The 21,512-nt window shown below is 72.5% G+C and carries 20 protein-coding genes and 1 pseudogene; 11 read left to right on the top strand and 10 right to left on the bottom strand.

The genetic code is table 11. The annotated features are described in order from the left end of the window. The first annotated feature begins 210 nt into the window (after positions 1–210). From ABT137_RS49790 to ABT137_RS49800, 3 genes are all read left to right on the top strand, one after another. Positions 211–864, top strand: a complete 654-nt coding sequence (locus ABT137_RS49790; protein ID WP_351720430.1) for a TetR/AcrR family transcriptional regulator — start codon at positions 211–213, stop codon at positions 862–864. Positions 865–874: 10 nt separating this feature from the next. Then, positions 875–1,174, top strand: a complete 300-nt coding sequence (locus tag ABT137_RS49795; protein WP_351720432.1) for a DUF8847 domain-containing protein — start codon at positions 875–877, stop codon at positions 1,172–1,174. A gap of 114 nt (positions 1,175–1,288) precedes the next feature. Further along, complete coding sequence (locus ABT137_RS49800) at positions 1,289–2,431, top strand: C40 family peptidase (protein WP_351720435.1); 1,143 nt, start codon at positions 1,289–1,291, stop codon at positions 2,429–2,431. Between the two features lie 77 nt (positions 2,432–2,508). Here ABT137_RS49800 and ABT137_RS49805 read toward each other — a convergent pair whose 3' ends face one another. The 7 genes from ABT137_RS49805 to ABT137_RS49835 all read right to left on the bottom strand — a co-directional run bounded on the left by ABT137_RS49805 (position 2,509) and on the right by ABT137_RS49835 (position 9,598). Then, positions 2,509–3,447 carry an AurF N-oxygenase family protein gene (locus ABT137_RS49805; protein ID WP_093499118.1) on the bottom strand — a complete coding sequence of 313 codons (939 nt, stop codon included), beginning with the start codon at positions 3,445–3,447 and terminating at the stop codon, positions 2,509–2,511. A 105-nt stretch (positions 3,448–3,552) separates the two neighbouring features. Beyond that, positions 3,553–5,043 (bottom strand): penicillin-binding transpeptidase domain-containing protein, encoded by a 1,491-nt coding sequence (locus ABT137_RS49810; RefSeq protein WP_351720437.1) that lies wholly within the window; start codon positions 5,041–5,043, stop codon positions 3,553–3,555. Further along, positions 5,040–6,401 (bottom strand): FtsW/RodA/SpoVE family cell cycle protein, encoded by a 1,362-nt coding sequence (locus ABT137_RS49815; RefSeq protein WP_351720438.1) that lies wholly within the window; start codon positions 6,399–6,401, stop codon positions 5,040–5,042. The genes ABT137_RS49810 and ABT137_RS49815 overlap by 4 nt, the downstream gene beginning before the upstream one ends. A gap of 43 nt (positions 6,402–6,444) precedes the next feature. Then, a complete protein-coding gene (locus ABT137_RS49820; RefSeq protein ID WP_351720440.1) occupies positions 6,445–6,732 on the bottom strand; it encodes a hypothetical protein in 288 nt (95 codons plus the stop codon). Positions 6,733–7,013: 281 nt separating this feature from the next. Next, a complete protein-coding gene (locus tag ABT137_RS49825) occupies positions 7,014–8,243 on the bottom strand; it encodes an ATP-binding protein (RefSeq protein WP_351720443.1) in 1,230 nt (409 codons plus the stop codon). Then, positions 8,240–8,962: a hypothetical protein gene (locus tag ABT137_RS49830; protein ID WP_351720445.1), complete on the bottom strand. Its 723-nt coding sequence runs from the start codon at positions 8,960–8,962 to the stop codon at positions 8,240–8,242. The genes ABT137_RS49825 and ABT137_RS49830 overlap by 4 nt, the downstream gene beginning before the upstream one ends. 129 nt (positions 8,963–9,091) lie before the next feature. Beyond that, positions 9,092–9,598: a protein-tyrosine phosphatase family protein gene (locus tag ABT137_RS49835; RefSeq protein WP_351720447.1), complete on the bottom strand. Its 507-nt coding sequence runs from the start codon at positions 9,596–9,598 to the stop codon at positions 9,092–9,094. A gap of 101 nt (positions 9,599–9,699) precedes the next feature. Here ABT137_RS49835 and ABT137_RS49840 point away from each other — a divergent pair, with 101 nt between their 5' ends. After that, positions 9,700–10,503 carry a nuclease-related domain-containing protein gene (locus ABT137_RS49840; protein ID WP_351720450.1) on the top strand — a complete coding sequence of 268 codons (804 nt, stop codon included), beginning with the start codon at positions 9,700–9,702 and terminating at the stop codon, positions 10,501–10,503. A gap of 57 nt (positions 10,504–10,560) precedes the next feature. On the opposite strand, the gene ligD is transcribed toward ABT137_RS49840, so the two are convergent. Further along, positions 10,561–11,442 (bottom strand): non-homologous end-joining DNA ligase, encoded by an 882-nt coding sequence (gene ligD / locus ABT137_RS49845; protein ID WP_351720453.1) that lies wholly within the window; start codon positions 11,440–11,442, stop codon positions 10,561–10,563. A gap of 51 nt (positions 11,443–11,493) precedes the next feature. Here ligD and ku point away from each other — a divergent pair, with 51 nt between their 5' ends. The 7 genes from ku to ABT137_RS49880 all read left to right on the top strand — a co-directional run bounded on the left by ku (position 11,494) and on the right by ABT137_RS49880 (position 19,972). Beyond that, positions 11,494–12,597, top strand: a complete 1,104-nt coding sequence (ku, locus tag ABT137_RS49850; RefSeq protein WP_351720455.1) for a non-homologous end joining protein Ku — start codon at positions 11,494–11,496, stop codon at positions 12,595–12,597. 527 nt (positions 12,598–13,124) lie between these two features. Continuing rightward, positions 13,125–13,616 (top strand): DoxX family protein, encoded by a 492-nt coding sequence (locus ABT137_RS49855; protein ID WP_351720469.1) that lies wholly within the window; start codon positions 13,125–13,127, stop codon positions 13,614–13,616. A 172-nt stretch (positions 13,617–13,788) separates the two neighbouring features. Further along, positions 13,789–15,270, top strand: a complete 1,482-nt coding sequence (locus ABT137_RS49860) for a multicopper oxidase family protein (protein ID WP_351720457.1) — start codon at positions 13,789–13,791, stop codon at positions 15,268–15,270. A gap of 93 nt (positions 15,271–15,363) precedes the next feature. Beyond that, positions 15,364–16,347, top strand: a complete 984-nt coding sequence (locus tag ABT137_RS49865; RefSeq protein WP_351720459.1) for a LysR family transcriptional regulator — start codon at positions 15,364–15,366, stop codon at positions 16,345–16,347. Between the two features lie 226 nt (positions 16,348–16,573). Beyond that, complete coding sequence (locus ABT137_RS49870) at positions 16,574–17,494, top strand: NAD(P)-dependent oxidoreductase (RefSeq protein WP_351720461.1); 921 nt, start codon at positions 16,574–16,576, stop codon at positions 17,492–17,494. A 30-nt stretch (positions 17,495–17,524) separates the two neighbouring features. Continuing rightward, on the top strand, positions 17,525–19,027 hold the full coding sequence (locus ABT137_RS49875; RefSeq protein ID WP_351720464.1) for an MFS transporter: 1,503 nt from the start codon (positions 17,525–17,527) through the stop codon (positions 19,025–19,027). A gap of 450 nt (positions 19,028–19,477) precedes the next feature. After that, positions 19,478–19,972 carry a hypothetical protein gene (locus ABT137_RS49880; RefSeq protein WP_351720466.1) on the top strand — a complete coding sequence of 165 codons (495 nt, stop codon included), beginning with the start codon at positions 19,478–19,480 and terminating at the stop codon, positions 19,970–19,972. A 146-nt stretch (positions 19,973–20,118) separates the two neighbouring features. Here ABT137_RS49880 and ABT137_RS49885 read toward each other — a convergent pair. Both ABT137_RS49885 and ABT137_RS49890 read right to left on the bottom strand, forming a co-directional pair. Beyond that, a pseudogene (locus ABT137_RS49885) lies at positions 20,119–20,517 on the bottom strand (carbohydrate binding domain-containing protein); the annotation flags it as partial. Positions 20,518–21,284: 767 nt separating this feature from the next. Beyond that, a partial coding sequence (locus ABT137_RS49890; protein ID WP_351720468.1) for a cytochrome P450 occupies positions 21,285–21,512 on the bottom strand: 228 nt, incomplete at its 5' end.

Here is a 21,512-nt window from a genome sequence, read left to right on the forward strand (position 1 = left end):
TCCTATCTCCCCCCTTATCGGGCTGGCGGTTTTTCGGCGGGGGGTGCGGGGGGGGTGGGCGCGCAGTTCCCCCCCCCCCTAACGGGGCGCACTGCAGCGCCCCTTCTTTTTAGGGGCGCGGGGAACTGCGCGAGCAACCACGACGGCGCCGCACCCGACCACGGCCGGTACCCGTCGCCGCACCCTCGGCTGACCGCATACGCTGATCGCATGACCCCGCAGGCCGCCACCCCCGCCTACCGCAGGCTGTCCGTCGAGGAGCGGCGCAGCCAGCTGCTCGACGCGGCCCTCTCCCTCTTCGCGCACCGCGCGCCGGAGGAGGTGTCGCTCGACGACGTGGCGGAGGCGGCCGGGGTCTCGCGCCCGCTGGTGTACCGCTACTTCCCCGGCGGCAAGCAGCAGCTCTACGAGGCCGCCCTCAGGTCGGCCGCCGAGGAACTCGAACACTGCTTCGACGAGCCCCGTGAGGGCCCCCTCCTGCCCCGGCTGGCCCGCGCCCTCGACCGCTACCTCGCCTTCGTCGACCAGCACGACGCCGGCTTCAGCGCTCTGCTCCAGGGCGGCAGCGTGGTGGAGACCTCGCGGACGACGGCGATCGTGGACGGCGTACGCCGGGCAGCCGCGCAGCACATTCTCAGCCACCTGGACGTCGCCGACCCCGGTCCCCGGCTGCGGATGACCGTCCGGATGTGGATCACCGCCGTCGAGGCGGCCTCCCTCATCTGGCTCGACGAGGACAAGCAGCCGCCGGTCGAGGAGTTGCGGGACTGGCTGGTCGACCAGTTCGTCGCCGTGCTCAGTGTGACCGCGCGCCGCGACCCGCAGACCGCGGCCCTCGTCGACGCCCTCGCGGCGGATGGCTGAAACTGGTGCCGTGAAGAGTCAGGACACCCCCTTCGAGGGCGGCCCCATGGACGGGCGGGTGCTGCCCGTGCTGCTCGGCATGACCGGCCACCCCCCGAAGACGTACCGCATCCCCGTCCCGGACCCGGCGGGCGGCCCGCCCACCGTCCTGGTCTACCGCCGCGTGTCCCGGGGGCAGAGCAAGCGCCTGGGCCTGTCCCAGGGCTGGAAGTACGAGTACGACCCGACGGGCAAGGGCGCCGGCGGCGGGCCGAAGTGGCCGTGGTCGAAGCAGGACCCGGCCCGGAGGCCCGAGGACACCGAGGGGTGACATAACTGCGCCGAACGGCGCACATGTGCCGCGCGGACCACGCATACACATCTGATAATCACGTGATCATCGCGATGTGGAACGGAGAGACCGTCCCGCATCGGAGGTGATGACGTGTCAGGAAGGTTCCTGCGTCTGGCCTGTACGGCCGCGGTGGCGGCGGCCCAGGCCGTCCTCGCGCCCCTGCCCGCACTCGCCGCACCCGACACCGCGCGACCGGTCGCCGAGCTGCTGACGGACCTTCAGCAGGCGTACCGGCAGACCGAACAGGCCACCGAGACCTACAACGCGACGGCGGAACGGCTGCAGCGGCAGCGCGCAGAGGCGACCCGCCTGGACGGCGAGCTGGCCATCGCCCGGCGTTCCCTGCACGCCAGCCGGACCGAGGCGGGCCGGCTGGCCCGGCAGCAGTACCAGAACGCCAGCGCGCTCTCTCCGTACGTACGGCTGCTGCTCGCCCGTGACCCGCAGCACGCGCTCGACGAGGGCCACGTCATCGGCGAGCTGGCGCGCGAGCGGGCGAAGACGGTGGGCCGCCTGACGGACGACGAGCGGAACCAGGCCGACCTGGCCCGCCGGGCCCGCACGGCGCTCGACACCCAACTCGCCCTGGCCGAGCAGCAGAAGAAGCAGCGCGACGAGGTCCGCACCCGCCTCTCCGACGTGGAGCGCATGCTGGTCTCCCTCACCCCCGACCAGCTCACGGCACTCGCCGACCTGGAGAAGACGAAGACGGCGGACGCCCAGCGCACACTCACCACGTCCGGCGCCCTGGGCACCGCCACGCCACCCCCCTCCCCGGCAGGCGACCGCGCGGTGCGCTACGCCGTGCAGCAGCTGGGCAAGCCGTACCAGTGGGGCACGGCGGGCCCGGTGTCGTACGACTGCTCGGGCCTGACGTCACAGGCCTGGGACCACGCCGGCACCCCCATCCCGCGCACCAGCCAGGAACAGTGGGCCGACCTGCCCCACGTCCCCCTGAACCGCCTGCGCCCCGGCGACCTGGTCGTCTATTTCCCCGAGGCCACCCACGTGGCCCTCTACCTCGGCGACGGCAGGGTGGTCCAGGCCCCCCGTCCCGGCGCGAAGATCAAGGTCTCCCCGATCGCGGCGAATCCGATCCTGGGCGCGGTACGCCCGGATCCGAAGGCCGGGTCCCTCGCCACTTACACGCCCCCGGTGATCCCGAAGACGGCGGCGGAGGGCTCGGACGAAGCTTTCGGAACTTCACAGCCGACAGTCCCGACAGCCACCTGAAGGGGCGCGGGGCTGTATCCGATGTGCGGCTCCGCCGCGTGGGCGCGACCAGCCACAACGCAACCCGCACCCGAATCTCAAGCCAGCAGCCCCGAGCTCTTCCACAACCGCCGCCCCGCCCCCCGAAGAACGCCGATGTCGTCCAGGAAGTCGGTCAGCCGCTTCGCGCCGGTCTGCATGACCTCCCGCCGATGCCCACTCGCCCGCACCTGCGCCACCGCCTCCCGCCGGTCCAGCCCCACGTTCGTGTAGACCTCCGGATTGACGAAGGCGACCGAGAACACCCGCGCGAACTCGCCGGAGGTGACCCGCGTGAACTCCTGCGACCACCGCGGCGCCGTCACCATCTGCCGGCGCAGCTCCTCGCGGGCGTACCGCACATGCCGGGCCTCCTCGACCACGTGGATCCGCGTGACCCCGCGGACGAGCGGCTGGACCCGCTCGTCCGGGAAGGTCAGCCGCTGCATCCAGTCGAGGACCTCCTCGCCGAGCAGGGTGGCCGTGAAGGACCCGGGGGTCGTGGAGATCGTCTTGAAGAGGCGGCCCAGGTTCTGGTGGGCGCGGCTCACCGGGTACCAGGGCGCGTCACCGCGCGCTATCAGCCGCGCGAACATCTTCGAGTGCCGGCACTCGTCCTCGATCTCGGTCAGCGCGTAGCGCACGTGCGCGGTCGTCGCCGCCTTGTCGTAGATGTGCCGGACCAGCAGCTGCATCAGGATCAGCTCGAACCAGATGCCCAGCGAGGCCAGCGCGGCGGCCTCGTGCTGGGAGAGCAGGATCCGCTGTTCCTCGCTCATCCGCTGCCACATCGGCGTGCCGTACAGCGACACCAGCTCCGGCGGCCAGAACCACTTGCCCTCCTCGAAGGGCGCGTCCCAGTCCAGCTCCTTGTCCGGGTCGAAGGAGTGCTTCGCGGAGGAGACCAGCAGCCGTTCGGCCACCTGTTCGCGGTCCTTGAGCAGGCCGAGCGCGTCCCGCAGTCCGTCGACCGCGTCGGCTTCCGTCAGGGTCGTCATGGCTCCCTCACCTCGTTACCCGGGGGTACAACGTCGTCGGCTCTTATGAGACCGCTTGTCAGCAAGCCGGTCAATCCCCCGCGCACGACTTGCTGACTTCGCGTCTCAGAACCCGAGCGCCGCCCGCATCACCGACCGGGCGATCGGCGCCGCGTCCCCGCCGCCGCTGATGTCCCCGCGGTCGGCCGCCGCGTCCTCGACCACCACCGCCACCGCGACCTTCGGCTCCAGGTCGTCGTCCGCCTGCGCCCAGGACACGAACCAGGCGTACGGCACCCCGGAGTTGCCGATGCCGTGCTGCGCGGTGCCGGTCTTGCCGCCGACCGTGGCGCCGCGGATCGCCGCGTTCGCACCGGTGCCCTCCTCGACCACGTCGACCATGAGTTCCTTCAGTCGCATGGCCGTCGCGGCACTCATCACCTGCCGTACCGGCCCCGCGCCGCCCATGCCGACCGTCTCGCCGGTCCGCCGCACGGTCCGCTCCACCAGATACGGCGGTCGCGCCAGCCCGCCGTCCGCCACCGCCGCCGCGACCATGGCCATCTGCAGCGGCGTGGCCCGGGTGTTGTACTGCCCGATCGAGGACAGGGCCAGCTGTGCCTTGTCCACGCTCGTGTCGAAGGTGCTCGGCGCGGCGGTGAACGGGATGTGCAGCCGGGTGTCGTTGAAGCCGAACGCCTGGGCCGTCGCCGTCATCTGCGCCGCCCCCACGTCCACGCCCAGCTTCGCGAAGACCGTGTTGCAGGACCACTCGAAGGCCGCCCGCAGCGAGGCGTCCGCGCAGCCGTCGCCCTCGTTGGTCAGCCGGGTCGTGGTGCCCGGCAGCCGGTAGGGGTCGGGGGAGTCGGTCGGCGTGTCCAGGTCGGTGACCACGCCCGCGTCCAGGGCGGCGGCCGCGGTCACCACCTTGAAGGTCGAGCCCGGCGGATACGTCTGCCGTACCGCCCGGTTGAGCATCGGCTTCTCGGGGTCGTCGTTCAGTCGCGCCCAGGCCGAGGTCACCGCCTCGCCGTTGCCGGACAGTTCGGAGGGGTCGTACGACGGGGTGGAGACCAGGGCGAGGATCCGGCCGGTCGCCGGTTCGATCGCGGCCACCGCGCCCTTGCGCGAGCCGAGCCCCCGGTAGGCGGCCTCCTGGGCGTACCGGTTCAGGGTCGTGACGACGTTCCCGCCCGGGTTCACCGCCCGGCTCGTGTCGTTCCACAGCGGGAACGGCGCCAGCATCGGGTCGGTTCCGGAGAGCACTGCGTCCTCGGCGTGCTCCAGGAACGTCGTGCCGTACAGCTGGGAGGCGAAGCCGGTGACCGGGGCGTACAACGGGCCCTGCGGGTAGGTGCGTTCGTAGCGCAGTTGCTCCCCGCTGTCCCGGGAGCCGGTGACCGGCACGCCGCCGACCAGGATGTCGCCGCGGGGAAGGCCGTAACGGGCGATCGAGTTGCGGCGGTTGGCGGGGCTGTCGTCGTACTGCCGCGCCAGGACGACCTGGACGCGGGCGGCGTTGACGAGGAGGGCGAACAGCAGCAGGGCGCAGAGGGCGCGGGCCCGCCGGACGTACCTGGCCGTGCCGGCCTGCCGGCGGCCGTACCCGGTGGTCATGGGGCCACCTGTCCGTCGTAGTGGCGGCGGGCCGAGTCGCTCACCCGGATCAGCAGGGCCACGATCGCCCAGTTGGTGACGACCGAGGAGCCGCCCTGGGCCAGGAACGGCATCGCCATGCCGGTCAGCGGGATCAGCCCGGTCACCCCGCCCGCGATCACGAACACCTGGAGGGCCATGATCGAGGCGAGCCCGACCGCGAGGAGCCGGCCGAAGGGGTCGCGCAGGGCGAGGCCGGCCCGGTAGCCGCGCTCCACGAGCAGACCGTAGAGGAGGAAGATCGCCGACAGCCCGGCGAGACCGAGTTCCTCGCCCGCGGTGGCCAGGATGAAGTCCGACTTGGCGGCGAAGCCGATGAGGATGGAGTGGCCGAGGCCCAGTCCGGTGCCGAGGACCCCGCCGGCCGCGAACGCGAAGAGGGACTGGGCGAGTTGGTTCGGTCCCCGGCCCGCGTCGATCGAGGCGAACGGGTGCATCCAGTCCTCGATACGGCCGTGCACGTGCGGTTCCAGCCGGCCGACGGCGACCGCGCCGAACACGGCGAGCAGCAGGCCGACGGCGATCCAGCCGGTCCGCCCGGTGGCGACGTACAGCATGACGACGAAGAGGCCGAAGAAGAGCAGCGAGGTGCCGAGGTCGCGTTCGAGGATCAGGACGCCGACGCTCACCAGCCAGATGGTGACGATCGGGCCGAGCACCCGGCCGGTCGGGAACTGCATGAACCACAGCCGGCGGCCCGCGTACGCGAGCGCGCTGCGGTTGGCCGCCAGGTACGCGGCGAAGAACACCGCGAGCAGCACCTTCGCGAACTCGCTGGGCTGGATGGAGAATCCGGCGACCCTGATCCAGATCCGGGCCCCGTTGACGGCCGGGAAGAGGATCGGCAGGAGCAGCAGGACGAGCGCGGCGGCGACGCAGACGTACGCGTAGCGCTGGAGCACGCGGTGGTCGCGGAGCATCAGCACGACCATGATGAACAGGCCGACACCCAGGGTGGACCAGACGAGTTGGGCGGGGGCCGCGCGGTCGCCGGGGGTCTGCAGGTCCAGCCGGTAGATCAGGACCAGGCCGAGTCCGTTGAGCAGCACGCCGATCGGGAGCGGCAGCGGGTCGGCGTACGGGGCGCGAAAGCGTACGGCGAGATGGGCGACGAGCGCGAGGATCCCGAGGCCGGCGCCGTAACCGGCGGCACCGGGCGGGACGGTGCCGGTCTTTGCCAGGCCGACCGCGCAGTAGCCGTACACGGAGAGCAGGACGGCCAGCACGATCAGGGCGAGTTCGATGCCACGGCGCCGGGGGAGGCGTACGGCGGAGGTGGGGGTCGCGGTCGCCGCCAGGGTGGTTCCGGCCTTGGTCATGTCCGGAACTTACCCAAATAGTGTGAGTCGAGTGTTCTGTGGGTCAGCTCCAGCGTGGCGTACGGCCGAGGGCGTCGTTGTCGCGGGCGGGGTCACCGGGGTCGTCCGGGCCGCCGGGGCCGAGGAAGTCGAAGTCGTCGGTGCCGGTCGTCCCGCCGGTGCCGCCGGTGTTGCCGACGCCGTCGAGGCGGCCGTCGTCGTAGGGGTCGTCGACCTGGCCGGCCACCGGATCGCTGCTGCCCCAGCCGTCGTCGGCGAGGGCGGGGGCGGTGCCGCAGAGGGTGAGGAGGACGGTGGTCGTGGCGGCTATCGCGAAGCTGCGGGGGAGCATGGGGCCTCCGGCGGGCGGTCGGTGCGGACTGGCTATTCGCCACGCTAGGAGGGGTGTGAGGGGGGGCGCCTGTTGCAGTGAGCCGAAGGGGGGGGCGAGGGGAGTGGTGCGTGTGCCGGCCGGTGGGGGCTGGTCGCGCAGTTCCTCCCCCAGCCTTCGGCCGGGGGACCCCCAGCGCCCCTGAAGGGGGCGCACTGCAGCACCCCCTTCTTTCAGGGGCGCGGGGAACTGCGCGAACAACCCGCACACACCCGCAGCCGTGCGCACCACCCGCACCGCCCCTACGGGAGCGTCAACGTCGCCACCGCTCCGCCGTCGATCGCGTTGGCGAACGACAGCCGCGCCCCCAGCACCTCCGCCTGCCCCACCGCGATCGTCAGCCCCAGTCCGTGCCCCTTGGCCCCGCCCTCCGTCCGGAACCGCTGCGGGCCGTGTGCCACCAGGTACTCGGGATAGCCGTCCCCGTGATCCCGCACGGTGACCTCGTTCCCCTCCACCGTCAGCACCACGGGCCCCCGCCCGTGCCGGTGCGCGTTGGCGACCAGGTTCCCCAGCACCCGTTCCAGCCGCCGCCGGTCCGTCTCGACCCAGACGTCCCGTACGACCTTCACCTCGGTCTCCGTCCCGGACGCCCGCACCACCCGCTCGGCCAGCGTGCCCAGCGCCTCCGCGTCCGTCTCCAGCCGCTCCCGGCCCGCGTCGAGGCGGGAGATCTCCAGCAGGTCCTCGGTGAGCGTGCGCAGCGCGGACACCCGGTCCCGCACCAGTTCCGTCGGCCGCCCCGGAGGCAGCAGTTCCGCCGCCGCGTGCAGCCCCGTCAGCGGCGTCCGCAACTCGTGTGCCACGTCGGCCGTGAACCGCTGCTCGCTCAGCAGCTTGCTCTGCAGCGACGCGGCCATGCCGTCCAGCGCGGCGGCGACCGCGGCCACCTCGTCCTGCGGGCGGGTCGGATCCTTGGTACGGGGGTCGTGCACGCGGGCGTCCAGGTCGCCGGCGCTGATCCGCCGGGCCACCTGTGCGGTGCCGTGCAGCCGCCGGCTCACCCGGGTCACCGCGAACGCGCCGACCAGCAGCGTCGCCCCGATGGCCAGCGCCGACGACCAGAGGATGGAGCTGTCCAGGCCGGCGATGGTGCGGGCCTGCTGGGAGTAGTCGACGGCCACCGCGAGCGCCCGGTGCTGATCGGCCGGGCCCGCCGCCCACATCGTGGGGTGCCCGTCGTCCTGGGCGACCATCGTGCCGCGGTCCCCGGAAAGCGCCAGCGCCCGCAGCTGCGCGGGCAGCCCCCGCGGGTCGACGCGGGCGCCCCGCGGCAGCGCGTCCCCCGCCTCGTACGCGGCCGTCGCCTCCGTGAGCCGGGTCAGCGCCTGGTCGCGGGCCTGGGCGACGGTCTGGTCGGTGACCGACACGTGCACCAGGACGCCGAGCAGCGCGGCCAGCGCGCAGCACATCACCGTGATGAACGCGGCCGACTTCGCCGCCAGCGTCCCGGCCCAGCGCGGAAGCCTCATCGCGTGCCCGCCGAGGCCGACGGCATCGGCCGGTGGGTGTGGTGCCCCTTGCCGGTGCGCAGGAACTCGTCCCGGGAGAACACCATCGCCTTCCGCTCCGGGTCCCACGCCCACGTCGTCCGGTACTCGTACCCGCTGATCCCGGCCGGCGACCGTACGATCACGGTCCGCCCGGCCAGCTCGACGCCGATGATCGCGTCGTCGTCGTCGAGGACCTGTTCGAGCCGGCGCTTCTCGACGGTGTACACGCGCAGCGCGGTCTGGTTGGTCGGATACAGCCGGAAGCCGAGCGTCAGCTCGTCCCGCCCGTCCCCGGTGAGGTCCCGGTAGTACGGCTTCAGCAGCGGACAGCGCGCCCCGCCGCCGCCCGCCGTGCACTCCTCCATCCGCACCGCGGTCTCGTGGTACGCCCCCTTGGACCCGTAGTCCGCCGGGTCCGAGGCGATCTCCGCCCGTACGACGGCCACCGGATCCACCCGGCGGATGTCGTCGCCGGGAACCGTGATCCCCTTCACGGTCTCCTTGCTGCCCTCGTCGTAGGGCCAGGCCGGGCTGGACGCCGGCCGCAGGTCGGGCCAGAGCTTCGCGGGGCTGACCGCGGTCGGTGCCGCCCCGGCCCCGCGCAGCCCGCCGGAGTCGCCGCAGCCGGCCGCGGTCACCGCCAGCAGGGCGACGGCGACCGCGGTCACGGCGGTACGGACGGGACGACGGGCTGGCACGCTGCTCCTGGCTCTGGCTCTGGCTCTGGCTCTGGCGGGGTCGGTGGGCGGGGGAGGCCCCGTACACCTTATTCGCAGATTTGTAGGGAAGTCCTTTTTGCGCCTGGGGCCGCCGGTGCAGGGGAGAGGCTACTCGGCGAGGTCCTCCAGGAGGCGGGCGGTGGACAGACCGGCCCGCAGGTAGGCCACGAACAGCTCGTTGTGCAGCGCCCAGGGCGAGCGCCGGGCCCGTACCAGCCGGATCGCCTCCTCGGCCGTACGCCCCTGGTGCACCAGCGCCTGCGCGACCACGAGCCCCGACCGGTTGTACCCGCTGTAGCAGCGCACCAGCACCGACCGCCCCGCGTCCAGCGCCTCGCTGGCCGCCCGCGCGAGCCGCATCACCCCCGCCAGCTGGGTGCCGTCCAGCGGCCCGTCCGGTATCGGCCACACATGGTGCTCGACCCCGGCCGCCGGACCGTGCCCGGGCAGCCGCAGCAGACTCTGCACCAGATCGAACTCGTCCCGCACCACGGCAGCTTCCAGCCGCCCCGAACGCGCCCGGAACTCGTGGCCGCCCATCCACAACCCGGGCAGCACCTCGCTCCAGGGACTGTCCGGAGCCGGTACGTCATACTGCTCACCACGGATCCGCACCCGGCGCCTCCCCGCTGCGCGCGCCAACCCCTGTCAAAGGTAGCGGGGTTCTTGCCCCTGGAGCACCCCGCCTGTTCCCATGGTCGAGGGGTGATGACGCAATGAGCGGACTACGCGTCGTGCCGGCCTGGCGGCACGGCCAGGAGCGACTGTACGTATGCCTCACGGACGGAAGAAACATCGCCTGGTACGACCGGGAGGCGGGCCGGGTCAACCTGCTCAGCGAGGAGCGGCGGGACGATGTACTGGAGACCCTCAGGCCGTTCCTGACCGGCCCGGTCACGATCGGCCCGCCACCCGTGCCCACCCCCGCCGAGCTGGCGCGGCTGACCCTGCATCCCGACGACGACCTGGCGCCCAACCGCCCCGGCGAGGCGCTGCTGGTCGCCCTCGACCGGGATCCCGGTCCGGCCCACCGGCTGCGCCCCGACCCGCGCCGCCGCGCCCTGACCGCGGAACAGACCGTCGGCGACGCCCTGGACCGCCTGGACGGGGCCGGCTGGCACACCCTGCACTCGGTACCGCTGCCCGGCGGCGACCGCCTGCACCACCTGCTGATCGGGCCGGGCGGCCTGTTCTGCGTGCACTCCCTCTACGCCCGCAAGCAGAGGGTCCTGGTCGCCGACCCGATGATCACGCTGGGCCGCCGTGACCCCCAGCCGCTGCTGCGCCGCCTGCGGGCGGACGCCGACCGGGCCTCGTACGCCCTCACCGCCGAGGTCCGTCCGGTGCTGGCCCTGACCGAACCGGCGGACGTCAGGCTGACCGCCCCGCCGCGCGAGGTCCACATCCTCCGCGACCGGGAGCTGGACACCCTGTCCCGCCTGGGCGGCGTCCTCAAGCCGGCGGACGTGGAGGCCCTGCACGCGATGGCACGGGACCGCAACACGTGGGGGAGGGTGTAGCCCCTTCGGGGCCCTACAGGTCAGGGGCCTACAGGCCTACAGGGGCACCGGTGGCCTTCAGGGCAGTGTCGCCGCGCGCCCCGCGTCCAGCAGCGGAGCCAGCAGGTCCCCGTGGTCCTGGACGCGCGGCGCGATGTCTCCCGCCCGGAACACCAGCTGCCCCGCCGCCCGGCACTCCGCGACCTCCTCCCACGTGACCGGCGCCGACACCGCCGGCTCCCGCCGCGCCCGCACCGTGTACGGCGTGGCCGTCGTCTTGCGCCCCGCGTTCTGGCTCCAGTCCACGAACACCTTCCCGGGCCGCAGACTCCGCGTCATCCGGTGCACCACCAGCCGCGGCAGCGCCCGCTCCGCCTCCACCGCCAGCCCCTTCGCGTACTCGCTCACCCGCTCGCTGGACGCCCCCCGCACCGCCGCCAGCAGATGCAGCCCCTTCGACCCGGCCGTCTTGGCGTACGCCTCGATCCCGTCCGCCGCCAGCCGCTCCCGCAGCCACAGCGCGACCTCGCAGCACTGGACCACCGTCGCCGGCGCGCCGGGGTCCAGGTCGAAGACGATCCGGTCGGCCTCGTCCGGCGTCCCCACCCGCCACTGGTGCGTGTGGAACTCGGTGACCAGGTTCGCCGCCCACATCAGACTGGCGAGGTCCTGCACCAGCACCATCCGGGCCGCCCCCTCCGACCGGCGCACCTCTGCGGTCGTGACCCACTCGGGCGTACCCGGCGGCACGTTCTTGGTGAAGAAGACCTGGCCGTCAGGACCGTCCGGGTACCGGAGGAACGAGACCGGCCGGTCCCGCAGGTGCGGCAGCAGGACCCCGGAGGTCGTGGCGTAGTAGTGCAGCAGCTCGCCCTTGGTGAACCCGGTCGCCGGATACAGCACCTTCTCCAGATTGCTGAGCGCGACCCTTCGCCCGTCCACCTCTGTGATCGGCGTCATACGATGACAATCTCATATACATCCTGGCATTCGGACGGAGGGAAGCCGCACGTGCGATCCATCTGGAACGGCGCGATCTCCTTCGGGCTCGTCAGCATCCCGATCAAGCTGGTGAACGCCACGGAGAGCCACTCGATCTCCTTCCGTCAGGTCCACACCGAGGACAACGGCCGCATCCGTTACCGCAAGTTCTGCGAGCTGGAGGACCGTGAGGTCACCCAGTCGGAGATCGGCAAGGGGTACGAGGACGCCGACGGCACGATCGTCCCGATCACCAACGAGGACCTGACCCACCTGCCCATCCCCACCGCCCGCACGATCGAGATCGTCGCGTTCGTCCCGGCCGACCGGATCGACCCGCTCCAGATGGACGCGGCGTACTACCTGGCGGCCTCCGGGGCCCCCGCCGCGAAGCCGTACACCCTCCTCCGCGAAGCCCTCAAGCGCAGCAACAAGGTGGCCATCGCGAAGTACGCCCTGCGCGGCCGCGAACGCCTCGGCATGCTCCGGGTGGTCGGCGAGGCCATCGCCATGCACGGCCTGCTCTGGCCGGACGAGGTCCGCGCGCCCGAGGGGGTCGCCCCCGACGCCGACGTCACCGTCCGCGACAAGGAACTCGACCTCGCGGACGCCCTGATGGACACCCTCGGCGAGGTCGACCTGGAGGACCTGCACGACGAGTACCGGGAGGCGCTGGAGGAGGTCATCGCCGCGAAGGCCTCCGGTGAGACGCCGCCGGAGGCCCCCGAGCCGGCGAAGGGCGGCAAGGTCCTCGACCTGATGGCGGCCCTGGAGAAGAGCGTGCGGGCGGCGAAGGAGTCGAGAGGGGAGGGGGCTGAGGAGGCGGCGGGGTCGGCGGCTGAGGCGGCGGAGGTCACGCCGCTGCCGAGCAAGAAGTCCGCGTCCGGGGCGAGGAAGACGACGGCGAAGAAGACGGCGGCGACCAGGACGGCGGCGGCCAAGACGGCGACGACCGAGCCTGCGGCGGCCAGAACGGCGAAGAAGGCGGCGAACGCGAAGTCCACCACCGCCAAGGCCACTGCCACCAAGTCGACCGCCGTCACGTCGTCGGCCGCGAAGTCCGCGGCCAAGAAGACGCCGGCGAAGAAGGCGACTGCCAAGAAGACGGCTGCATCTCGCAAGCGCTCCGCATGAAAGTGGCCGAAGGCTGGGGGAGGAACTGCGCGACCAGCCACGACGGCGCCGCAGTCGACTGACGGCATGTCGCGGCACTTCCAGTGGAGCGCCCAGCCCGCGTCCGGTACGGACCTCGGCCCCCCTGACGGGCAGTCACCGCGCGTCTCCATGGCGCCGCTTGTATCCCGTCGCCATGCCCCCACGGCCGCCGATCCACGCCGTGCCCGCCGGGGGGTGACCGCGGGCCCGCCGACCGAGCCGGTTATTGCTATTCGCAATAGTTCATATTTCGACATTTTAGTGGATATGACATGGAAGCGGCGCCATGCTGGACGACGGGGGAGGCCCGCTGCACGGCGGGCGGACAGCTTGTCCCGACTCGTGAAGGCATTGTCATGCGTGCACTGCATTTCCACCCCCTCGGTCGAACCCACGCCTTGTCACTGACCCAGGTACGCGCCCCCGCGGCGCAGGCCCGCAGGCCCGCCGATACGGCGGCCGGGACCACCTCGGGCCCGCCGGGCGAGACGCGTGCCGCCGGTGCGGTGCCCAGACTGTCCGCCGCGGAGTGCGGACTGCTGCTGATCAGGCTGACCTTCGGACTGCTGCTGGCAGGCCACGGTGCGCAGAAGCTGTTCGGCATCTTCGGCGGGCCGGGCCTGGCGGCCACCGGCAGAAGCTTCGACACCCTCGGCTACCACCCGGGCAAGGTCTTCGCCGTGATCGGCGGTCTCTCCGAACTCGGCGGGGGCCTCGGTCTGGCGGTCGGACTGCTCACGCCGCTGGCGGCCGCGGCCGTCATCGGTGTGATGATCAACGCCATGGTGACCGTGAGCGGTGCCCACGGCCTGTGGATCCAGAACAGCGGGGTCGAGTACAGCGTCTCCATCTGCATCGTCGCCCTCGCCCTCACCGCCATCGGCCCCGGCCGGCTGTCCCTCGACCGGTTCTTCCCCTGGCGCTCGGGCGGCTGGTTCCCGGCCGCCGTCGCGCTCGGTGCGGGCGGCATCGGCGCCGCGATCGCGCTGAGTATCTGACCATCCGGGTCCTGGTGTCCGGGCAGCGGGGCTGCTGCCGCCATCCGTGTGGAAGCCCCGCTGCCCGAAGTGGTTTTGTCGCTGCTCCGTGCGCGTGGCACGCCGAGCGGCGGAGTCCCCCCTCCTACATTCCTCCTACATTCCGGCTGAGCTCGGTTTCCCTGGGAGAGACGTGACCCGGTCCCGCATCCGCTTCGCACCGGCCCTGCCGGTCGCCGGTCTGCTCCTCGCCACCGGCTGGCTGGCCGGGTGCGGGGACCTGACACCGGCCGGGGACCCTTCCGGCACCCGGCAGCCCGCGCCCGAGGCCGGCCACGATCCTCCGGCCGGACCGCGGCTGCAGGACCCGCCGGAACTGGTCAGCCGCAACGGTCTCCTGAAGGCGGCCATCGTGGTGGAACGCCGGAAGGTACAGGTCGGCGACCGCCGGCTGTACGCCACCACCTACAACGGGGCGTACATGCCGCCCACTCTGCGGGTACGGCCCGGCGACCGCATCGACCTCACGATGACCAACCGCATCGACGCCGACACCAACGTGCACACGCACGGCCTGCACGTCTCGCCGCGCAGCCCCTCCGACGACGTCTTCATCGCCATCAAGTACAACCACTCGTACCACTACAGGTACCAGCTGCCGTTCAACCATCCGACCGGCACGTTCTGGTACCACTCGCACGCGGACATGACGTCCGCCCCGCAGGTCGCGGGCGGCGAGTCGGGCGTCATCGTCGTCGAGGGCCTCCAGCAGCACCTGCCCCCGTCCCTGCGCGGCATCACCGAGCACACGATCGCGTTCAAGGACTTCCAGGTCGAGGGCGACTCGATCAAGACACACCACCTCGAGATCGGGGCGCCCACGAACCGCACGGTCAACGGCCAGCAGAACCCGGTGATCCGCATCCGGCCCGGGGAGACCCAGCTCTGGCGGCTCGCCAACATCGGGGCCAACATCTACTACAAGCTTCACCTCCAGGGCTCCCGCTTCCGCGTGATCGCCCAGGACGGCATCCCCGTCCGCAAGGCGTACGACCAGGACACGATCGTGATCGCGGCCGGAGCGCGCTTCGACGTCCTGGTCCAGGGCGGCCCGCCCGGCGTCACGCGGCTGGAGACCCTGCGGTACGACACCGGCCCGGGCGGAAACAAGTTCCCCCGGGCCGACCTCGCCACCGTCGTCACCGGCGGCACGCCCGTACACCGCGCCACCCTGCCGACCGACATCGCCCCGCACGAGGACCTGAGCAACGCGACGATCGCGGCCCGCAGGACCGTCGTCCTCACGGAGAACAAGGCGGGCACGAAGTACTACATCAACCGCCGGATGTACGACCCGCACCGGACCGACTTCACGGGCACCCTCGACACCGTCGAGGAGTGGACCGTCCGCAACGACTCGGACGAGACCCACTCCTTCCACATCCACACCAACGACTTCCAGCTCATGAGCATCAACGGAAAGGCCCACGACCCGTCCCACGGCTGGTACGACACCATCGACGTGCCCGTGCGCGGCAAGGCGGTCCTCCGCATCCACTACACCGACTTCACCGGGAAGACCGTCGTGCACTGCCACATCCTCAACCACGAGGACATGGGCATGATGGCCGTCCTGGACATCGTCGCGCCCCGCGGGGACTCGCCCGGCAAGTGACCACGGCGCGGGCCGGGCGACCGGCTGGGGCGCCCGTGGTGGCGGTCGTACGCTGGACGGGAACAAACCTGGCTCGCAGCTGGGAGGGCCGGCATGGTGCTCAGCACGCATGTTCCCGACCTGGCCGCGCTGGAACTGCTGCTCGGCGTCGCCCGGGAAGGCAGCCTGAACAGCGTCGCCCGGAAGGCCGGGGTGAGCCAGCAGGCCGTCTCGGCGCGGATCCGCGCGATGGAGAAACAGACCGGGGTCACCCTCGTGCACCGGACCCCGCGCGGGTCCACCCTGACCGTCGAAGGCGTCATGCTCGCGGAGTGGGCCGCCCGGCTGCTGGATGTCGCGGCCGACATGGACGCCGGGATCGCGGCCCTGCGGACCGGACAGCGCACCCGGCTCCGGGTGAGCGCCAGTTCGACCATCTCCGAGCTGCTCCTGCCGGGCTGGCTGGCGTCCTTCCGCGCGGAGACCCCCGAGGGAGGCAACGCCCCGGAGATCGTCCTGACCTCGGCCAACACCGCGATGGTCATCACGCACGTCACCGACGGCATCGCAGACATCGGCTTCACCGAGGGCCCACAGCAGCCGGCCGGGCTGCACGGCAGGGCCGTCGGCCACGACCGCCTCGCCGTCGTCGTCGCCCCGGGGCATCCATGGGCCCGCCCGCGGCCCGTCGGCGCCGCCGAGCTGGCCGGCACCCCGCTGGTGAGCCGGGAGGCCGGTTCCGGGACCCGGGACACCTTCGCGGCCGCGCTGACCGCCGTGCTCGGCCCCGGGGCCGAGCAGGCGCCGGCCGCGCTGTCGCTGTCCACCACCGCGGCGATCCGGGCGGCCGCGCTGACCGGCGCGGCGCCGGCGGTCATCAGCGAACTCGCCGTCGCCGACGACCTGGCCGACGGCCGGCTCGTCGCCGTACGGACACCGGAACTCGACCTGCGCCGCACCCTGCGGGCCGTCTGGGACGGCGCCACCAGCCCGCCCATCGGCGCGGCCCGCGACCTGATCGCCCACATCCTCAACCGCCAGGACCAGGAACGCCGCGGCGCACGAACCCGTCGGCCGGGGGCGGGCAGCGGGTCGTAGGCCGTCACCGCCGTCGTCACCGTTGTGCGCGGGCCTGGACAGAGTCGGCGCGCCCCGGGGCGCGGTACAAGCCCGGCTTGTATCCCGGCAACCCCGAGGCCACTACCAGTGGCGTTCCGCGGCTGAGACCGTCGAATCAGTCGAACCACCAGCCTCCGTCACCGAGGCCCACCCCGTATCGGACGACCGCGGTGACGGTCGGCGGCCCCACTCCGGAAGGAACGCCATGAGCACCGACCTGCCCGAACGACAGCACACCGCATCCGACCCCGCCCGCCGCCCCGAGGCGGTGGCTACGCCGCCTATCGCGTTCCTGGGCACCGGGCGGATGGGCGGCCCGATGGCCGCCAACCTGGTCCGCGCCGGCTTCGACGTACGCGTGTGGAACCGCACCGCCGACCGGGCCGCACCCCTCGCCGCCGCGGGTGCCGCCGTGGCACCCAGCCCGGCGGATGCCGTCCGGGGCGCCGGGATCCTCATCACCATGCTCGCCGACGGTCCCGCCACCGAACAGGCGGCCACCGGACCGGACGGATTCCTGGCCGCCGCCCCCGGGATGGTCTGGGTGCAGATGGGGACCATCGGAGCGGACTGGACGGCCCGGCTGGCGCGCACCGCCGCCCGCCACGGGGTGACGTTCGTCGACGCCCCGGTCTCCGGCAGCGAGGGCCCGGCCCGGGCCGGACAGCTCGTCGTCCTGGCCAGCGGGCCGGACCGGAGGCGCACCCAGCTCGCCCCGGTGTTCGGCGCGCTCGGCAGGGCCACCGTCTGGCTGGGCCCGGCCGGCAACGGCACCAGCGCCAAGCTGGTCCTCAACAACTGGCTCGTGGACCTCGCCGAGACCACCGCGGAGACCCTCTCCTTCGCCCGCCGGCTCGGCCTGGACCCCGGCGCGATCGTGGACCTGCTGCAGTCGACGCCGCTCGGGTCGCCGTACGCCATGCAGAAGGCCGCCACGATGCTGACAGGCGACTTCACCCCCGCCTTCGCACTCAGGCACGCGCTCAAGGACGCCGAGCTCGCGGTGCAGGCCGCACAGGCCAGCGGCACCGAACTCGCCCTCACCCAGGCGCTGCTGCCGCGCTGGCGGCACGCCGCGGAACGGCACGCCGACGACGATCTGGCCGCGGTGTACACCACCGCCTGACCAGGCTCCCGTACGTGAGAGGACCCTGTGATGACCGCGCAATCCGCCCCGTCGGCCACCCGAGCCGACCCACGGGAGGGCCCGACACCGCTCGGTGGCAGGGCAGTGGCCCCTAGCACCGAGCACGGCGACCACACCGAGCACCACCGACTGGGACTCGCGCTGATCCTCGTCGCGGCCTTCATGGTGGTGCTCGACTTCAGCATCGTGAACGTCGCGCTGACATCGATCCAGCACGAACTCGGCATCTCGGCCGCGTCGGTGCAGTGGGTGGTCACGGCCTACGCGATCACCTTCGGCGGGCTGCTGATCCTCGGCGGGCGGGCCGGGGACCTCTACGGGCGGCGGCGCCTGTTCATGGTCGGGATCGGCGTCTTCACCGCCGCCTCGCTGTCCGGTGGGCTCGCGCACGATCCGCTGCTGCTGATCGCGTCGCGCATGGTGCAGGGCTGCGGCGCCGCGATGGTCGCGCCCGCCGCGCTCTCCCTGATCACCACGGGCTTCCCCGAGGGCCCGCGGCGGACCCGCGCGCTGGGCCTGTACGGGGCGACGGCGTCGATCGGCTTCGTCGCCGGGCAGGTGCTCGGCGGGGTCCTGGTGGAGTTCTTCAGCTGGCGCTCGGTGTTCCTGGTGAACGTCCCGGTGGGGCTCGCCGCCCTGCTGCTGTCCCCTCGTCTCCTGCGGGAGTCGAGGCTGAGCCGGGCCGGGCGGCACCTGGACACCGTCGGCGCGACGCTCATCACCGGGGCCGTCGCCGCGCTGGTCTACGCCGTCTCCCAGGCCGGTGTCACCGGGGTGGGATCGGCCGGCGTGCTGCTTCCGCTCGGCCTGTCGGTCCTGGGGTTCCTGGCGTTCCTCGCCGTCGAGCAACGGCGTGCCGATCCGCTCGTCCGGCCCGCGCTGCTGCGCGCCCGCGGGCTGCGCAGTGCCGGCACCATGATGATGCTGCTCGGCCTGTGGAACGGCGGGGAGATGCTGGTGCTCTCCGTGTACCTCCAGGAAGTCCTGCACCTGTCCCCGCTCGCGGCCGGCCTGGTGATCGCCCCGCAGGGCATCGTCGGCCTGGCGACCGGTCTGCTCGGTGCCCGGCTGGCCCGACGCATCGGGATCCAGCGCGTGCTGGTGGTCACCGCCCTCGCCGCCACCGCCGGTTTCGTGGTCCTGACCCAGCTGCCGTCGGGCGGGGGCTACCGTCCGACGCTGGCGGCAGTGGTCCTGGTCGGGTTCGGCACCGCGGGCACGGCGTTCGGAAGCATGGTGACCGCCAGCTCCGGCGTCGCCGACCAGGACCAGGGTCTGGTGGGCGGCGTGATCAACATGAGCCGCCAGCTGGGCGCGGCCCTGGGGGCGGCGCTGCTCCCGGCCATCGCCGACGCCGTGGACCGGACCGGCCACACCAGCATGGCGGTCGGCGACCGCGCCGCCATGCTCGCCGGAGCGGCGGCGGCCGGCCTCGCCACACTGGTGGCACTGCGCGCCCGGCAGCAGTCCGCCCACAAGCCACCCACCGCAGAGGCCCCGACCCCGGCGTGACGCCCGCCGTGCCGGCTCCACCTCATCGGTCCTGCCGGCGTCGGCGACGACGCATCCCCCCGGCGCCGGCGGCCGCGACGAAGAAAGAGCCGCCCACTGCCATCGGGAGATGGGAGGCGAAGGGCTCGAGAGGGGGGTGCTCAAGGACGGCTCGGTCGAACGCGATTCCGAGCAGGGCGGTGGGCAGTGTGACCGCCCACAAGAGCAGTACGCACAGCCAGGTGCTCCGGGTGCTCAGCCAGGAAGTCATTGCATCATCATGCGCTCGTCCCCGTGGCGTCCGCAGTCCCCTTGCCTTGCTGCGCACATGGACAGCATTCCCCCTGGTCCGCCATGCTGTCCTGGCGCCGAAGGGCCGGTGCAGGCTGCAGGCTGCAGGGTGCGAGGGGCGGGGGACTGGTGGAGCAATCGCAGGTCGCGGCTACGCCGCCGGAACACATCCGATACCGGTTGACGAGCCTCCAGGTCCTGCTGCCCCCGCTGCCCGGATTCGGTGTCGTCATGGCCTCCCAGACCTTGTTCTGGCTGGAGGGGGATTCGTTCGACCTCGCACTTGTCCCGGGACTGCTCATCTGGGGTGTCCTGCTGCCCCTGGTGCTGATCACCTCGCGGCGGTTCGGGGTCACTCTCACACCATCGGCGGCCATCGTGCACGGCCTCCGGCGCCGGACCATCCTGTGGTCGAACGTCCAGGCCATCCGGGTCGAGTCGGTCCTCGGAAGCCGGACCGTCGCGATCTATGAAGCGGGCGGCCGCCACACGCGCCTGCGGGCGCCGACGACCGGGTTCCTCAGCTGGGATCGCAGCTTCGAGGAGAAGTTCCACACCATCGGCAGGTGGTGGCTGGCTCACCGCGGTCCGGACTGGGTTCCTGTTCCGCCGCCAGGTGTGTGGTGGGGCGGCCCGCCGGCATCCCAAGGGAACCCTTACGCCCCGTCCGCGTGATCGGCGGCTGGTCGACGCACCCTCCGGGCATCGGCACGGTGGTTCACGGCGTTCGGGCGGAGCACGCCACTGCTCGCCGGCGCTCGCGGACGGCGCCCCGCCACCGCGGCAGAGGTGAAGTGGATGGAGAGGGGGCTCTAGGCGTGACCGCCACCGGGACCGTTCAGGGTGATGTCGTCGGCGTAGTAGTCGCCCTGCGCGTACCAGCCGTGCACGTAGATCGTCGCGCTGGTCTGGGAGGCGCCCGTGGTGAAGGAGACGGTCAGTGGGCTGAACCTGGAGGGGGAAGTGGCCCAGGTGGAGGCGCCGCCGTTCACACCCAGGTAGACGTTGGAGCCGCGGACCCGGCCGCTGAGTGAGTAGGTGGTGTTCGGCCGTACCGCGACGGTCTGGTCGCACTGCCCGGTGTCGCTCGAACTCACCGTCCCCTGGAGGGCTTTGGAGCCCGTGTGGACGGGGGAGGAAACGATCGAGCCCGGGTTCCCGGCGCAGTTCCACGGCGAGAGGCCGCCCGACTCGAAGCCGGGGTTGGCCAGGACGTCGGCGACCCCGGTCGCGCTCGGGGCGGCCGATGTCGGGGTCGCCGAGACCGGAGCGGTCGACGCGCTCGCCGAGGGAGCGGTCGGGGTGGCCTCGGTAGGGCCGGGGATCAGGAGAGAGCAGCCGAAGCCGACGACGGCCGCCGCGGCCACCGCGATCACCACGGCCGCCCGGCGCTGTCCGGGCCCGAGGCGCGGCCGGTCCACGGGACGCGGCGGGCGGGTGTCGCCGTCGAGTACGGGGAGTTGTTCCGTCCTGCCGCCGGGGACAGGCAGGAGTTCCTCCGTCTCGCCGTCGGCCGCGGTGTGGGGGACGGGCGCGGTCACGGTTGCGTGGCCGCGGTAGTCCTCGTCCTGGCGTATGTCGTCGAGCAGCTGGGCCAGCGCGTCGGTGTTGCGCATGCGCAGCACGCGGATGGGCTCCAGCGCGGTCCGGTCGTCCGGTGCGTCGGACGCGGGCGGTGTGGGCACCGTGCTCTCCTTCCGTCCCGTGGCACAGAGCCAGAACTGTCCCCGTGGAATTCATACGCAGCGCCCACTCCGGAGGTTCAGCCGGGCCCCGCCCGGAGAAGCCACGCTCGACGCCCGTGAGGTCGGGGACAGCCCTACGTCGCCCGGGCGTTGACGCGGGCCGGTCCGAAGTCCTCGTCGGGAGCTGAACACGAGTTGGGGCTTCGGCCTCACCAGAGATGCGAGGGTCGCGGCGTGCTGTCGAACGCAGAGCCGGCCGGGCCGCCCGCGACGCGCCCTTCCGACTGCCCTCGGCTGCCGCGTCAACCGTCGCCCTGCTCGACGTCCAGATGGATCGGACCCCGAAGAACAGGGCTGGGCCGGTACGGCGGCGGGTCGGCGACCAGCCTGGGCCGGTCGAGGCGGCGGACCAGTTCGGTCAGCGCGATCTGGGCCTCGCGGCGGGCCAGTGGGCCGCCGAAGCAGAGGTGGATGCCGCTGCCGAAGCCGAGGTGCTGGTTGTCCGGCCGGTCGGGGTCGAAGCGGTCCGG

Origin of the sequence: Streptomyces sp. NPDC001980, from assembly GCF_040296885.1 — a bacterium.
Lineage (GTDB): Bacteria > Actinomycetota > Actinomycetes > Streptomycetales > Streptomycetaceae > Streptomyces.

Excerpts from the sequence above, each read along its gene's own strand:
- ABT137_RS49790 (WP_351720430.1), top strand. The coding sequence starts at position 211 with ATGACCCCGCAGGCCGCCACCCCCGCCTACCGCAGGCTGTCCGTCGAG.
- ABT137_RS49805 (WP_093499118.1), bottom strand. The coding sequence starts at position 3,447 with ATGACGACCCTGACGGAAGCCGACGCGGTCGACGGACTGCGGGACGCG.
- ABT137_RS49810 (WP_351720437.1), bottom strand. The coding sequence starts at position 5,043 with ATGACCACCGGGTACGGCCGCCGGCAGGCCGGCACGGCCAGGTACGTC.
- ABT137_RS49815 (WP_351720438.1), bottom strand. The coding sequence starts at position 6,401 with ATGACCAAGGCCGGAACCACCCTGGCGGCGACCGCGACCCCCACCTCC.
- ABT137_RS49820 (WP_351720440.1), bottom strand. The coding sequence starts at position 6,732 with ATGCTCCCCCGCAGCTTCGCGATAGCCGCCACGACCACCGTCCTCCTC.
- ABT137_RS49825 (WP_351720443.1), bottom strand. The coding sequence starts at position 8,243 with ATGAGGCTTCCGCGCTGGGCCGGGACGCTGGCGGCGAAGTCGGCCGCG.
- ABT137_RS49840 (WP_351720450.1), top strand. The coding sequence starts at position 9,700 with ATGAGCGGACTACGCGTCGTGCCGGCCTGGCGGCACGGCCAGGAGCGA.
- ligD (WP_351720453.1), bottom strand. The coding sequence starts at position 11,442 with ATGACGCCGATCACAGAGGTGGACGGGCGAAGGGTCGCGCTCAGCAAT.
- ABT137_RS49865 (WP_351720459.1), top strand. The coding sequence starts at position 15,364 with ATGGTGCTCAGCACGCATGTTCCCGACCTGGCCGCGCTGGAACTGCTG.
- ABT137_RS49870 (WP_351720461.1), top strand. The coding sequence starts at position 16,574 with ATGAGCACCGACCTGCCCGAACGACAGCACACCGCATCCGACCCCGCC.
- ABT137_RS49875 (WP_351720464.1), top strand. The coding sequence starts at position 17,525 with ATGACCGCGCAATCCGCCCCGTCGGCCACCCGAGCCGACCCACGGGAG.